The sequence below is a fragment of the Flavobacterium sp. Root935 genome, assembly GCF_001429295.1.
In the GTDB taxonomy this organism is placed as follows: Bacteria; Bacteroidota; Bacteroidia; order Flavobacteriales; family Flavobacteriaceae; genus Flavobacterium.
In genome coordinates, this window is sequence record NZ_LMJL01000008.1 from 825,435 (window position 1) to 840,230 (window position 14,796).

Annotated in this window: 14 protein-coding genes and 2 tRNA genes; 10 read left to right on the top strand and 6 right to left on the bottom strand. The window is 34.6% G+C overall.

From position 1 onward, the window contains the following. Positions 1-76 precede the first annotated feature (76 nt). Positions 77-151: transfer RNA gene (locus ASE40_RS08685), tRNA-Pro, on the bottom strand. 92 nt (positions 152-243) lie between these two features. Then, a tRNA-Ser gene (locus ASE40_RS08690) sits at positions 244-327 on the bottom strand. A gap of 237 nt (positions 328-564) precedes the next feature. Here ASE40_RS08690 and ASE40_RS08695 point away from each other — a divergent pair. Both ASE40_RS08695 and ASE40_RS08700 read left to right on the top strand, forming a co-directional pair. Then, positions 565-1,743, top strand: a complete 1,179-nt coding sequence (locus tag ASE40_RS08695) for an acetyl-CoA C-acyltransferase (protein WP_057116555.1) — start codon at positions 565-567, stop codon at positions 1,741-1,743. A 70-nt stretch (positions 1,744-1,813) separates the two neighbouring features. After that, positions 1,814-2,575, top strand: a complete 762-nt coding sequence (locus tag ASE40_RS08700) for a C40 family peptidase (RefSeq protein WP_057116556.1) — start codon at positions 1,814-1,816, stop codon at positions 2,573-2,575. Between the two features lie 85 nt (positions 2,576-2,660). On the opposite strand, the gene ASE40_RS08705 is transcribed toward ASE40_RS08700, so the two are convergent. Continuing rightward, a complete protein-coding gene (locus ASE40_RS08705) occupies positions 2,661-3,506 on the bottom strand; it encodes an AraC family transcriptional regulator (RefSeq protein ID WP_057116557.1) in 846 nt (281 codons plus the stop codon). 120 nt (positions 3,507-3,626) lie between these two features. Here ASE40_RS08705 and ASE40_RS08710 point away from each other — a divergent pair, with 120 nt between their 5' ends. The 3 genes from ASE40_RS08710 to ASE40_RS08720 all read left to right on the top strand — a co-directional run bounded on the left by ASE40_RS08710 (position 3,627) and on the right by ASE40_RS08720 (position 5,800). Then, a complete protein-coding gene (locus ASE40_RS08710) occupies positions 3,627-4,613 on the top strand; it encodes an aldo/keto reductase (protein WP_057116558.1) in 987 nt (328 codons plus the stop codon). 301 nt (positions 4,614-4,914) lie between these two features. Continuing rightward, positions 4,915-5,520, top strand: a complete 606-nt coding sequence (locus tag ASE40_RS08715) for an NAD(P)H-dependent oxidoreductase (RefSeq protein ID WP_057116559.1) — start codon at positions 4,915-4,917, stop codon at positions 5,518-5,520. Position 5,521: 1 nt separating this feature from the next. Beyond that, the gene (locus ASE40_RS08720) at positions 5,522-5,800 is read left to right on the top strand and encodes a putative quinol monooxygenase (RefSeq protein ID WP_057116560.1); all 279 of its coding nucleotides are present in this window, start codon (positions 5,522-5,524) and stop codon (positions 5,798-5,800) included. 91 nt (positions 5,801-5,891) lie between these two features. On the opposite strand, the gene ASE40_RS08725 is transcribed toward ASE40_RS08720, so the two are convergent. Further along, positions 5,892-6,599, bottom strand: a complete 708-nt coding sequence (locus tag ASE40_RS08725) for a class I SAM-dependent methyltransferase (protein WP_057116561.1) — start codon at positions 6,597-6,599, stop codon at positions 5,892-5,894. Positions 6,600-6,803: 204 nt separating this feature from the next. Between ASE40_RS08725 and ASE40_RS08730 the strand changes: the two genes are divergently transcribed. Then, positions 6,804-7,688, top strand: a complete 885-nt coding sequence (locus ASE40_RS08730; protein WP_057116562.1) for a LysR family transcriptional regulator — start codon at positions 6,804-6,806, stop codon at positions 7,686-7,688. A 234-nt stretch (positions 7,689-7,922) separates the two neighbouring features. Continuing rightward, positions 7,923-9,206: a DUF2130 domain-containing protein gene (locus tag ASE40_RS08735; protein ID WP_057116563.1), complete on the top strand. Its 1,284-nt coding sequence runs from the start codon at positions 7,923-7,925 to the stop codon at positions 9,204-9,206. Between the two features lie 41 nt (positions 9,207-9,247). On the opposite strand, the gene ASE40_RS08740 is transcribed toward ASE40_RS08735, so the two are convergent. Both ASE40_RS08740 and ASE40_RS08745 read right to left on the bottom strand, forming a co-directional pair. Next, entirely contained in the window at positions 9,248-9,679 is a 432-nt protein-coding gene (locus tag ASE40_RS08740; protein WP_057116564.1) for an META domain-containing protein, read from the bottom strand. A 106-nt stretch (positions 9,680-9,785) separates the two neighbouring features. Next, positions 9,786-10,562 (bottom strand): META domain-containing protein, encoded by a 777-nt coding sequence (locus ASE40_RS08745; protein WP_057116565.1) that lies wholly within the window; start codon positions 10,560-10,562, stop codon positions 9,786-9,788. Positions 10,563-10,829: 267 nt separating this feature from the next. On the opposite strand from ASE40_RS08745, the gene nirB reads away from it, so the two are divergent. The 3 genes from nirB to ASE40_RS08760 all read left to right on the top strand — a co-directional run bounded on the left by nirB (position 10,830) and on the right by ASE40_RS08760 (position 14,790). Next, positions 10,830-13,343 (top strand): nitrite reductase large subunit NirB, encoded by a 2,514-nt coding sequence (gene nirB / locus ASE40_RS08750; protein WP_057116566.1) that lies wholly within the window; start codon positions 10,830-10,832, stop codon positions 13,341-13,343. 278 nt (positions 13,344-13,621) lie between these two features. Then, positions 13,622-13,999 carry a nitrite reductase small subunit NirD gene (gene nirD / locus ASE40_RS08755; protein WP_057116567.1) on the top strand — a complete coding sequence of 126 codons (378 nt, stop codon included), beginning with the start codon at positions 13,622-13,624 and terminating at the stop codon, positions 13,997-13,999. Between the two features lie 206 nt (positions 14,000-14,205). Next, entirely contained in the window at positions 14,206-14,790 is a 585-nt protein-coding gene (locus ASE40_RS08760; protein WP_057116568.1) for a DUF4202 domain-containing protein, read from the top strand. Positions 14,791-14,796 lie beyond the last annotated feature (6 nt).

The following is a 14,796-nucleotide window of genomic DNA, read 5'->3' on the forward strand; positions in this document are numbered from 1 at the left end:
CCTGCTTAGAAGGCAGGTGCTCTATCCAGCTGAGCTATGCGTCCATTTGTTTTAAAACTTTATGGCAAAGTTTCTGTCGGGGTGGCAGGATTCGAACCTGCGGCCTCCTGCTCCCAAAGCAGGCGCGATAACCGGGCTACGCTACACCCCGAGCTTTAGTCATAGATTCGTATCTGTGGTCTTCCCGATCTCAATCGGGACACGATAACCGGGCTACGCTACACCCCGAAGGCAAAATTTAAGCGGAGAGACAGGGACTCGAACCCTGGCGACGGTTACCCGTCGACAGATTAGCAATCTGCTCCATTACCGCTCTGGCACCTCTCCAAGCTCAAGAAACGTGTTCTGTTTTGCGGTGGCAAAGGTAACACAACATTCCATTTCTCACAACTATTTTTGCGCTTTTTTTTAAGTTTTTTTAATCTTTTTTCTAAAACACTTCACAATCAAACAAATAGAATTAACAAAAATTTCATCTTAAATTTAAAATCGCCCTATTCTACACAAAATTTGAATTTATTCAAATAAAGAGTAAATTTGCTTTATTAACTAATATTACAGAAAATGAACAAAAGAGTTGTTATCGTTTCTGCCGTTAGAACACCTATCGGAAGTTTCATGGGAGGGTTATCTACCGTACCCGCACCAAAATTAGGTGCTGCCGCTATTAAGGGAGCGCTTCAAAAAATTAACCTAGACCCAAAATTAGTTGATGAAGTTTTTATGGGTAACGTAATTCAGGCCGGCGTTGGACAAGCTCCAGCTCGCCAAGCAGCTCTTTTTGCTGGTTTGTCTGAAGAAGTTGCCGCTACAACTGTAAACAAAGTTTGCGCTTCTGGAATGAAAGCGGTTATGTTTGCTGCGCAGGCAATAGCGTGTGGAGATGCTGAAGTAGTTGTTGCAGGCGGAATGGAAAGTATGAGCTTAATTCCTCACTACGTACAAATGCGTGCAGGAAACAAATTTGGTCCAGCTGCAATGCTTGATGGAATGCAGAAAGATGGTTTAACAGATGCTTACGATAACAACGCAATGGGAGTTTGCGCTGATTTATGTGCAACTGAATATAACATCAGCCGTGAAGAGCAGGATAATTTTGCTGTTCAATCTTATGAAAGAAGTGCAAAAGCCTGGGATGCTGGAAAATTTGACAATGAAGTTGTTCCTGTGGAAGTTCCACAAAGACGCGGAGAACCAATTATATTTTCAAAAGACGAAGAGTATACTAATGTAAAATTAGACAAGATTCCATCTTTGAGTCCTGTTTTTACAAAAGACGGAACTGTAACTGCCGCTAACGCATCAACAATTAATGACGGAGCTGCTGCATTAGTTTTAATGTCTGAAGAAAAAGCAAATGAATTGGGATTAAAACCTCTAGCCTATATCAAAGGATATGCAGATGCAGCACAAGAACCAAAATGGTTTACTACAAGTCCAGCAAAAGCATTACCAAAAGCCTTAGACAAAGCTGGAATTTCAATTTCAGATGTTGATTATTTCGAATTTAACGAAGCATTTTCTGTAGTTGGTTTAGCCAATGCAAAAATCTTAAATTTAGATAACGAAAAGATAAACGTTAATGGAGGTGCTGTTTCATTAGGACATCCACTGGGTTGTTCAGGAGCGCGTATTATTGTAACTTTACTAAATGTTTTAGAACAAAACAATGCTAAAACAGGTGCCGCTGCAATTTGCAACGGAGGCGGAGGCGCATCTGCAATTGTTATCGAAAGAGCTTAAATAATATTATCTAAAATTAGGAGTTATCAGAAGTTATAACTCCTAATTTTTAACTTATAAATTTCCTTAAATGTTTGGAATTTGCAATTTAGCTATAGTACCCGTTCGATCTGAACCAAGTGACAGAAGTGAAATCGTTACACAACTTTTGTTTGGCGAACATGTCGAAATTTTAGAACGCCATAATCAATGGGCTAAAATAAGAATTCAGTTTGATGACTATGAAGGATGGGTTGATTCGAAACAATACCAGGTAATTTCTGAGGCAAATTTCAATCAATTGAGTAAAGAGGCGATTATCCTAAATGCCGATTTAATTGATTACATCACCGCTCCTGACAATTTATTACTTCCAATTCCACTTGGAGCTTCGTTATCATTTCTAAATAACAGCGAAATCAATGTTTCTAATTTTGATTTTGAAGGAACGAAAACAAGCGGCATTAAACCTAAAAGCGCGCTTATAAACACAGCTTTTATGTATTTAAATGCTCCGTATTTATGGGGTGGAAAAACACCTTTCGGAATTGATTGTTCTGGTTTCACTCAAATGGTTTACAAATTAAACGGCTATAAAATTCATCGCGATGCCTCACAGCAGGCGCTTGACGGGGAACCTTTAAGCTTTATTGAAGAAAGTGAAGCGGGAGATTTAGCTTTTTTTGATAACGATGAAGGAAACATTACTCACGTTGGGATTATAATGGATAACAACTACATCATTCACGCAAGTGGAAAAGTTCGCATTGACCGTTTAGACCACACCGGAATTTATAATCCTGAATTGAATAAACACACTCACAAATTAAGAGTAATCAAGAAAATTATTTAAAACACAAAATTAACAACGATTTAAACAAAGTTTACCATCATTCCAACGGTAATAAATAATTCGTGTAAATTATTGCAATTAGTGTTTAAGCACTTAATCTAATCGTCTTTCTAAATTCAGAAGGGCTATACCCTTTTTGTTTTCTAAAAAACTTATTGAAATGGCTTTCATCCGTAAAACCAAATTCATAAGCAATTTCGTTAATACGTTTATCGCTGAATTGCAAACGATGTTCAATCAGTTTTGTTTTGTAATTGCTGATGTATTGCTGCATCGTTTCACTTGCATGTTTCTTGAAATAACGACCTAAATAAGTATTCGAAATTCCGAAATAATCGCTGATCGATTCTGCTTTAATCTTCTCAGGATAATAAATATTGTTCTGTATATATTGCAGAATATCCATTGCTTTTCCTTCGGTGCCAATATTAACTTGTTCAGGAAGGTATTTTGCAATATTTCTTGCTACAATAATAATCAAAGTATTTACCAGTTGTTGAATCAATTCCTGATTGTAAACATCTTTGTCGTTATGCTCTCGGCAAATTGCTTCGATCATTACTTTAACCAGACATTTATCGGCATCATTTTTTAAAATACAGCCCGGCTGATGATTAGCATTTTGCAGAATGTATTCTAAACGCTGTACATTTTCATTCTGCAGACTTGAATTCTTTAAATAAATATCATTAAAACGCAAAAAGAAAAACTTCGTTTCGGTTTTAATCGTAAAATTATGACAGTCTTCAGGCGTTAATAAAAACATATGTCCAGCATCATATTCAAAAATATTTTTGTTGATACACTGCCTTCCTGTTCCGCTTAAAATGTACACCAATTCAAAGAAATTATGACGATCACCAACATCTGGATATTCATCTAAAGTCTCAAAAGAAACCGTAAAAGGTTCGTATAAATTCTCTTTTTTCATGACGCTGATAATTATTTGAAGTTGCAAATTTACATAAAAAAGACAAATATATACAAATTAATAGTCGTAAAAACAGTATAATTTTGCCAAGTGAAATTTAAGATTTAAAAATACAATATCATGGAATATAGAAAATTAGGCAGCTCAGAACTTGAACTATCAACCATTACATACGGCGCTTTTGCTATTGGAGGAACAATGTGGGGTGGAACAGAAAAAAAAGATTCAATAGACTCGATTCATGCTTCAATCGATCATGGTGTTACCACAATCGACACCGCTCCTTTCTATGGATTTGGTTTAAGTGAAGAAATGATTGGTGAAGCAATTAAAAGCGCAGATCGTTCTAAAGTTCAGTTACTAACAAAATTTGGTTTGGTTTGGGACGGAAGTAATAACGGAAAAGGTGATTTCTTTTTTGATGCTGATGACAACGGAAAAAAAGTTCCTGTATACAAATATTCATCAAAGGAAAATGTGATTAAAGAAGTTGAAGAAAGCTTAAAACGCCTTCAAACTGATTACATTGACCTTTTACAAATTCACTGGCCAGATGCTACAACACCAATTTCTGAAACAATGGAAGCTGTAGAAACCTTAATACAACAAGGAAAAATCAGAGCTTTTGGAGTAAGTAATTACAATGTGGCACAAATTAAAGAAGCACAAAAAACAGTTCAAATTGCTTCAAACCAAGTAGCGTACAGCATGCTGAACCGCAAAATTGAAACCGATTTAATTCCATTTACACTCGCCGAAAACATCGGAATTATTGCTTACAGCCCGATGGAAAGAGGTTTACTAACTGGAAAATATTTTACAGATAGTAAATTAAAAGAAAGCGATCATAGAAATGGTTACTTCGGTCAATTCGACCTTCAAAAAGTAAAAACTTTGGTAGAAGAACTAAGTTCGCTGGCAAACGCAAAACACATTTCAATTTCGCAATTGGTTTTACGCTGGACAAGCTTACAAAAAGGAATCGCAATAGTTTTGGCTGGAGCTAGAAATGCCGAACAAGCCATTTCAAATGCAAAAACAATGGATTTCGATTTATCAGTTTCAGAATTAGATTTCATTAATCAGGCAATTTCGAAACTTAAATAATATTCTTTTAAACACATAGAAAAATAGTTTTTTGTTCTGGTTAAAGGCGTTTCACTTTCATCAACATATCCCGAGGCTTCGGGACTATGTGTTAGAAACTAGTTTCTATTCATTCCTTTTCAAGAAAGAAAATCTATGTTTCTATGTGTTAAAAACAATCTCAAAATTTAAATAATTAGAATTTGGGCGTGTCCCTCCGGGTCGGGCTTTCGGCTATATCTTTTGCTCCATTTCATTACGCAAAAGGATACCGCCTCAATCCCTCACGCATCCATTTTCATAAGAAACAATAATTTTTAAAATGAAAAAAATATTTATAATCAACGGCGGACAAAAATTCGCACATTCAGGCGGACAATTCAATAAAACAGTTCAGGATTGGACAGTTGAATTTCTTTCAAAAAACAATAATTATGAGATAAAGACAACTCATATAGAAGACAATATCGATCTTCAGGAAGAAGTAGAAAAATTCGTTTGGGCAGATTTAATTATCTATCACACACCCGTTTGGTGGTTTCAACTGCCAAATCTTTTTAAAAAATATATCGATGATGTTTTTACACAGGGACACAACAACGGAATCTATAAAAGTGACGGAAGAAGCCGCGTAAATCCAGACATCAACTACGGAACAGGCGGACTTTTACACGGTCGTAAATATATGCTGACAACCAGTTGGAATGCTCCAAAAACAGCGTTTACATTGCCCGGAGAATTCTTCGAAGAAACTTCTGTTGACGACGGCGTAATGTTTGGTTTTCATAAAATGAATAAATTTACAGGAATGGAACGCATAAACGGATTCCATTTTCATGATGTAGAAAAAGGCGCAACACCAGAAAATATCGTTATCTTTAAAGAAGATTATACGAAACATTTGGAAGAAACTTTTAAAAACTTATAATATGATTTCGATTACCGCAATTTTAAAAAGTAAACCAGAGAACTTAATTGAAGTTCAAAATATGCTGACACATTTAGTAACCGAAACTAGAAAAGAAGCAGCATGTATTCGTTACGATTTACATACTTCCGACAACGTATTTATTCTTTGGGAAGAATGGAGAGATCAAATTGGTCTAGATTTACATAACGCACAATCCTATTTAATTGATTTTATTTCAAAAACCGAAAGCTTAGTCGCAAGCCCAATTCAAGTTTACAAAACAGCTCAAATTTTATAAAGGTTTTCCGCCACTAATTCACGAATTAATTAATCTAAACTTTACACATATAGATTCTAAAAATAAATTCGTGAATTCGTGGCTATAAAAACTACTTTATTCCCCCAAAAGCGCCAAAACACATATTCTTGTGTAAAATTTCTACCTTAGAAAAACCTACTTTTTTCATTAAATCCAATTGGTAATTCATAGATCTTGGCGTATCTTCTTTAGCAATATAATCGAATACATTTTTGCGATATACTGCTCCGCCAATGCCTTCTAAATATTCGCCATAAATCTGCCAGGTATATTCATTCAACAAATCGGTATCCTGTGTAATCAAATCAGAAATCATAAGACATCCACCTGGTTTTAACAATTTAAACAATTTGGTAAAAGTAGTTTCCCAATCTTGATCGTCTCTCAAATGGTGCAAAACAGCACCAGCTAAAATAATATCAAAACTGTTTTCTTCTAAATCTATTTCTCTAATATCCCCTTGTTTCACAATAACTTTTCCATTTGTTTCTGCTGAGACTCTTTCAAAAGCTTTATCCAACATCGGTAAACTCAAATCGACCAAAGTACAGCTTAAGTTTGGCACTTTAGACAACATCTTTAAAGTATAGTTCCCAGCACCGCATCCCACATCCAAAACAGTTGCTGCATTAGGAACAATTCGTTTTGAAGCTTCGGTTATTAATTCTAAAGAAATAGTAGCATCGATTGTTGCCACTTGACCAGTTTCTAAATTTGAAAATCGTTCGACATCCTTGTCAAATCTTTCCTTGATTTCTTCAATAGTTGATTTTTTCATTGTCTTTTGTTTTTTTAATCTCTCGCAGATTTCGCGAATCTTTATGCTATTATAGATTGGAAATATTATGGTTTAGACGATTTTATCTAAATTAATAATCTGCTTTATCTGCGAGAGGCTTATTTTCTGATTTTTCAAAACTATTCTTTTCATAAATACTTTAAAAATACTATTTTTATCAATTAATAATACTTTTAAGGTATCATGGAATTACGTCATTTAAAATATTTTTTGGCTGTAGCCGAAGAATTAAACTTTACTAAAGCATCAGAAAAACTGTTTATTTCACAGCCACCGCTGAGCCGTCAAATTGCTGAATTGGAAGAAGAACTTCAGGCAAAGCTTTTTATTCGGAACAATAAAAAAGTAGAACTTACAGAAGCAGGAAAATATTTTGAAAAAGAAGTAAAAACCCTTTTTCAAGATTTGGAACGAATTTCATTAAAAACAAAAAAAATCGCAGAGAACGTTTCGGGTGAATTCAGAATCGCGTATATCAGTTCCATTTATTCGGCTGTTATTTCAGATTTAATCAAGCATTTAAAGTCGCAATTTCCGTATGTCAATTTCAAACTTTTTGAAGTTTCAACAACAAAACAAATTACAGCATTAGAACAAGGAAAAATCGAAATGGGAATAATTCGTTCACCAATACAATCTCCTAAGATAAAAGCACACTTATGGTTTCAGGACGGATTTTCTATTGTTTTTAATAAAAACATGATTCAATTAAAATCTGAAAAAGATATTTTGGATTTAAGAGACGAAACTTTCGTGTTTTTCAACAAAGATTATGCACCTCATTATCATGAAGTTTTGTTAGAACTTTGTGCTTTTTATGGCTTTACGCCGAAAATCATCCATGAAGCAAACAACATTAACTCTATTGTACAATTAGTGAAGAATGGATTAGGAATTTCGATCGTCCCTTCGAATATTGCTAAAAACAATCAGGATTCTGAGATAGGATTTATCGAATTAAAAAAAGTAAATCTTTTTACCGATGTTTCACTGATTACTTCAAAAGAAGATGATTCTGAAATTACAAAAACGGCTGTTGCTTTTTTATTGAATTTTTCTAAGAAATAAAAAACTGCCACGAATTACAACAATTTTCACGAATTATTTTAAAACAAAGGAAATCCGTAAAATCTAAATATAAAACGTATTTAAATTGCAGCATATAAAACAATTCGTGAAAATTGTTGTAATTCGTGGCAGACAAAAATTTCGTTACAATTTATCACACGAATTGCAGTAAGAAAAACAGAAAGTTTAAATATCTTAGCAAATTCAAATTCTACAATAAAATTTCAATATAAAATGGCCGAGCAATCTTCAATTCAGTGTCCAAACTGCGGAACTCCTATCGATGTCAATGATGTTTTAAAACATCAGTTAGAAGATAGCATCCGTAAAGAATTTCAACAAAAAGCCAGTATTCAAAACCGTGAAATTGAGCTTAAAAACGAACAGTTCGAAAAAGCCAAAGCCGAGTTTGAAGCCAAGAAAAAACAAGAAAACGAACTCTTTGCTGAACGCTTGGAGCGAGAAAGAAAAATAGCCGAAAAGGAAATCTCTGAAAAGCTTAAAATTAAACTTGAAGAAGAAAACAAAGATCGTTTGCTTTTAATGGAAAAAGAGCTTTCTGAAAAATCAGATAAAATTAGGGAGTTGAATAAAATGCAGGGGGAAATTGCCAAATTACAGCGTGAAAAACTGGAAATGAAAGAAGCAATTGAAGCCGAAGCGCAAAAACAGCTGAATGCAACTTTGGTTTTAGAGCGTGATAAAATTCGTAAACAGGAAGAAGAAAAAAACGAGCTAAAAATCAAAGAATACCAAAAGCAGTCTGACGACCAGAAGAAACTTATTGAAGAAATGAAACGCAAGCAGGAACAAGGTTCTATGCAATTGCAAGGCGAAGTAATGGAATTGGCGATTGAAGAATGGCTCGCAAATAATTTTCCGCTTGACAGCATCGATGAAGTTAAAAAAGGCGCAAATGGTGCCGACTGTCTTCAAATTGTAAATACACGTGAACTGCAAAATTGCGGTTCTATTTATTACGAAAGTAAAAGAACAAAAGCTTTTCAGCCATCGTGGATCGAAAAGTTTAAAAATGATATTAGGACCAAAAGAGCCAATATTGGTGTTCTAGTTACCGAAGTAATGCCTTCTGGAATGGAAAGAATGGGAATGCGCGACGGAATCTGGATTTGTACCTATGAAGAATTTAAGGGGCTGAGTGCCGTTTTACGTCAATCTTTAATTCAAGTTAGCCAGGCTGTGCAAGCGCAGGAAAACAAAGGCGATAAAATGTCGATGTTATACGATTTCTTGACAAGCAACGAATTCCGATTACAGATTGAAGGAATTGTAGAAGGATTTACGCAAATGCAAAACGACTTAGATTCTGAAAAAAGAGCGATGCAGCGAATCTGGAAACAAAGAGAAAAACAAATCGAAAAAGTAGTTCATAACACTTTAGGAATGTACGGTTCGATTCGTGGAATTGCCGGAAATGCTGTCCAGACCGTTAGAGCTTTAGAATTAGATTTTATTGAAGAAGACGAAAGTGAAGATCCTAAGGAATTATTCGAATAAATAAAAAAGGCTTCAATTAATTTTGAAGCCTTTCTCTTTAATTATCCTTTTTTAAAAGACATTGTCAATCCAAACTGATTAGAAAGATAAAGTTTATTATTCTCAATAGAATAACCAGAAGTTGTTCTTAATAATTGTAGAAACTCGCCTTCTTTTTTTGCATCACATTTTTTAGTTTCTGAAGTAAGATCCAAAAACTGAATTTTTCCTTCTCCTTTAGAAAGTAAATTTCCTTTAATAGCATTGCATCCCGTTGATCCAGAAAAATTTGACGGAGTCAGTTGAACTTTTGGAAAACTTGTGAAATCTTTCTCACTTATTGTTTTTCCGTTCAAATTCTCTAAAATCCAAGTTTGTTGTAATTTCTTTTCAACTGATTTTTCATTTGTTGCAGCAACGGATGTTGCTTCTTTACTCGATTTGCAGCTGTAAGCCAATGATGCTGCAATAAATAACATTAAAATCTTTTTCATGTAAAATAAATATAAGTTTTATTTTACAAAAATATTTTGTCGCTACAGCATTGATATTCCCTAAAAGTTATTTTTAAACCACTTTAAGACATTTTAGGAATAAATATTAATCTACTTTTCTAAAAACCAAAAGTTTTGCAGAAGGGTTCGAAAGTGTTAATCTGTTATTTTCAATAGAATAAGTAGTTACGTTTTGAAGTGCTTTAGTAAATTCTCCTTCTTTATTTCCTTGAGGACATGCCATAAGGGTCGAAAGGACTTTGGTAAATCTCAATATATCCTTTTCATAAAAAAATTGCCCGCTAATAGTATTACAGCCGCCGTAGCCAGAAAATCTATTTTCTGTCGAATTAATCTCGATTCTTGGGAATTCCTTTTGAAAATCGGCAGCAAAAACTTTATAACCATTCAATTCTTCGAGAACCCAAATATCGTGAAGGCGATAATCTGTTATATATTTACCGCAGCCGCTCAGCTTTTGAAACTCCAAGTCAGCATTATTTTTAATTTCAACTTTTACGCTGTAAGGCGAAATTGCCCCAGACATAGAGTCTTGACAATCTAATTGCTGGATTGTGACAATTATAGATGCCGTTTCGTTACTGCTTTTATACATCTTGACATTGGCATCCATCGCTCGTATCGCATCTACAGCAGGAAAAGTGATGCTCTCTTTACCACTTATTAATGAAGTAAAAACAATTTGATCATTTCCTATTTTAACTCCCCAAAAAGGCTCATTTCCTGTTGCTTTAAAATAAAAATTTAAATCGTCTTGTAAAGTTCCTGAAGTCGATGCGCTTGTATTAGATTCTTTATTTGCTGCCGTTTTACAGCTTATTATCAAAAGAGACAATAACAAAAGTGAAAGTATTTTTTTCATAAGATCTTTATTTAAAAATGTTACCAATCCTTAAATAGGTGTAAAATTCCTATGAATTTACGACTTTTTTTGAAAACCTTATTTAGAATCTTTTCAAATTTAATGCTTTTAAAATTTTACAAATCCATCCAAAAGCTACACTACGTATGATATTACGCTGAAATACGTAGTAAAAAAACCTCTACTATACTTAAAAATTTAAATAAATACGTATTTAAATAAGTATAAATACTTATATTTGCGTAATAATACTTAATTAAAGAAATCATGATTAGAGTAATAGTAGTTGGAAACGGCATGGTTGGTTATAAATTTTGCGAAAAATTCGTTGCAAAATCAGGACAAGAAAAGTATCAAATTACCGTATTTGGTGAAGAACCGAGACGAGCTTACGATCGTGTTCACTTAAGTGAATACTTCGGGGGAAAAACAGCAGATGATTTATCTCTATCAACAAGTGAGTGGTACGCTGAAAATAACATTACTCTTAATACATCAGAATTAATTACTGATATAAATCGTGAACAAAAAACAATACATACACATCTAGGAAAAACGCATACTTACGATTACTTAGTTTTGGCAACTGGTTCTTCGGCTTTTGTTCCTCCAATTGAAGGAGTAGAAAAAGAAGGCGTTTTTGTATACAGAACCATCGAAGATCTGGATTCTATTATGGCATACGCCAAAAAAATTAAACAAAAAGGCGCAACCGAAGCTGCAGTTTTAGGCGGAGGATTATTAGGTCTTGAAGCAGCAAAAGCGGTTAGGGATTTAGGACTCAACCCGCACGTTGTGGAATTTGCACCTCGTTTAATGCCCAGACAATTAGATCAGGGCGCGAGCGATATGCTGCAATCTAAAATTGAAGAATTAAATATCGGAATTCATCTTAATAAAGCCACGCAATATATTGACGGAAAGGAATGCATAACAGGAATGATGTTTGCCAATGAAGAATTGTTAAAAGTAGACATGCTGGTTATTTCTGCCGGAATTAAACCTCGCGACGAACTGGCAAGAGTTTCTGGGCTGGAAGTCGGTGTAAGAGGCGGAATTGTGGTAAACAATCAAATGCAGACATCAGATCCTTCTATCTATGCAATTGGCGAAGCGGCACTTTATAATCAAAATATTTACGGACTTGTTGCCCCAGGTTACGAAATGGCCGATGTTGCCGCTGAGCAAATTTTAAATGGTGATAAAACCATGAGAGAAACCATCGATATGTCGACTCAATTAAAGTTAATAGGTGTTGAAGTAGCGAGTTTTGGTGATCCTTTTATTGAAAATAATGACGTAACAGCCATTATTTATGAAAACAAATTAAGCGGCATTTATAAAAGAATCAACGTTACCAAAGATTCTAAAAAGCTTTTAGGTGGAATATTAGTTGGAGATTCCAGCGATTACAATTCGCTATTTCAAATCTATGTTAATGAAATGACGTTGCCTAAAAATCCAGAAGATTTAATTCTTGGCTCAAGAGATGGATCTGAAGGTTCAAGTTTAGGAAGTGTAATGGACTTACCAGATACAGCTGTAATTTGTTCTTGTGAAAATGTAACGAAAGGTTCTATTTGCTGTAAAATCCTAGACGAATCTTGTGCTACACTTTCAGATGTTGTAAAAATAACAAAAGCAACTTCTGGTTGCGGCGGTTGTAAACCAATGGTTTCAGATTTGGTAAAAGCGACTCAAAAATCACTTGGAAAAGAAGTAAAAGAAGTGATATGCGAGCATTTCAGCTATACACGCCAAGAATTGTTCGATTTGGTAAAAATCAATAAATACGAGAATTTCTATGACGTTATCGATCATCACGGAAAAGGTGACGGATGCGAGATCTGCAAACCAGTTGTGGCTTCAATTTTTTCAAGTATATACAATGATACTGCGAACAAACATGTTACAACTCAAGATACAAATGATAGATTCCTAGCGAATATTCAACGAAACGGAACTTATTCTGTTGTTCCAAGAGTTGCGGGAGGAGAAATTACAGCCGAGAAATTAATCGTAATTGGCGAAGTTGCCAAACAATTTGATTTATACACCAAAATCACTGGTGCACAAAGAGTGGATTTATTCGGAGCGCATTTAAGTGATTTGCCAAAAATCTGGAAAATCTTAATTGATAATGGTTTTGAAAGTGGGCATGCTTACGGAAAATCACTTCGTGCCGTAAAAAGCTGCGTTGGAAATGCTTGGTGCCGTTACGGAATGGACGACAGCGCCGGATTTGCCATTGAACTAGAAAACAGATATAAAGGAATTCGTTCTCCTCATAAACTAAAAGGCGGCGTTTCGGCCTGCATCCGCGAATGCGCAGAAGCACGTGGAAAAGATTTTGGATTAATTGCTGTTGAAGGCGGATGGAATTTATACATCGCTGGAAATGGCGGTGCCAACCCAAAACACGCTGTTTTATTGGCTGAGAAAATCGACAAAGAAACCGTGATCAAATATATGGACAGATTCTTAATGTATTACATAAGAACTGCTGGTCCGCTTGTGAGAACTTCAACTTGGTTAGAAAAATTGGACGGAGGTTTAGACTATTTAAAACAAGTAATTATCGAAGACAGTTTAGGAATCTGCGAAACACTTGAAGCTGAAATGCAGACATTAGTAAACACTTTCGAATGCGAATGGAAACAAGTCCTGGAAAAACCAAGATTATTGAAACGTTTCAATCACTTTATAAACTCAGACGAAAAAGATGATAATGCTGTTTTTGTTCCGTTAAGAGATCAAAAAGCACCAAAAGCCTGGTCTTAGTTTTATAAATAATTTTTAAACACATAGAAACATAACTTATAGGCATATATAAAGGCGTTTCACTTACATTAACAAACATAGCATAGCTGTAACAAAAAATTACAGTTTCAAAAATTTTTAATTTTTAATTTTTAATTCTCAATTTTTAATTAAAAAATCAGCTCCAAAAAAAAAATATCATAAACGTTGCTGTCCTTCTTACCCTCTTTTTTACTGCGCCATCATAACTCTCATGATTGTAAAAGAGGGCTAAGAAACAGGAACTAAAATTTATTACCATGGAAGAAATCTTAAATCAATACGAAACAGTTCATGCAAGCGATGCAACAATTTGGTTTAAAGCAGGTAAAGTAGAAGATTTTCCAACCAACCGAGGCGGCTGCATCAAATACAAAAACAAGCAGATTGCTATTTTCAATTTTACACGCCGCAACGAATGGTACGCTTGTCAAAATGCCTGCCCGCACAAAATGGAAATGGTACTTTCAAGAGGAATGACAGGATCTGCCGATGATATCCCGAAAATCGCCTGCCCTATGCATAAAAAAACATTTTCACTTGTTGATGGATCTAACCTAAACGGAGATGATTTTAAAATTGCAACGTATCCGATTAAGGTTGTGGAGAATGAAGTATTTGTTGGATTTGTGGATTAGACTTTTAAGAGGCAAGAAACAAGAAACAAGAAACAAGAAACAAGAAACCAGAAGCAAGAAACCAGAAGCAAAAAACAAGAAGTAAGATTTGAAGAACTTTTATCATCTTGCTTCTTGCCTCTTGCTTCTCACATTTCACATTTCACATTTCACATCTCACATATTTACTAATTCCGTATCTTTGAAATCTATTATCAAACCAAACAATGACTACACCTTTTCAAAAAGCAAGCGAATGGATTGATGCTGAAAACGCACAAGATCCAAACATTGAAATCGATCAAAATACAGAATATCCAAAAGAATTATTGTATTCCAACAGGATGTACGAAAGACTGATGCAGTTTGAACCAAATGCATCTGAAGAAATCCAGATTGCTTCAAAAGCACAGCACATCTGCCGATGGAAAGTAGCAAGAGAATCATACCCAATGGATCGCGTTGGTTATTTGAAATGGCGAGAAGAATTAAAAAAATTCCACGCCAAAACTACTGCCGAAATTCTGGAAAAAGCAGGTTATGACCAGACTTTTATTGATCGCGTTTCGTTTTTAATTGAGAAAAAATTACTAAAAAAAGATCACGAAACACAATTATTAGAAGATGTTATTTGTCTTGTTTTCCTTGAGTATTATTTAGAACCTTTCGTTCATAAACACGATGAGGAAAAACTAAAAAACATCATCAAAAAAACCTGGGATAAAATGTCGGACAAAGGACATCAGGAAGCCTTAAAAATCCACTATTCCGAAGAAAACTTAAATCTTATAAAAGCCTCTTTAGGATTGTAATTCAAT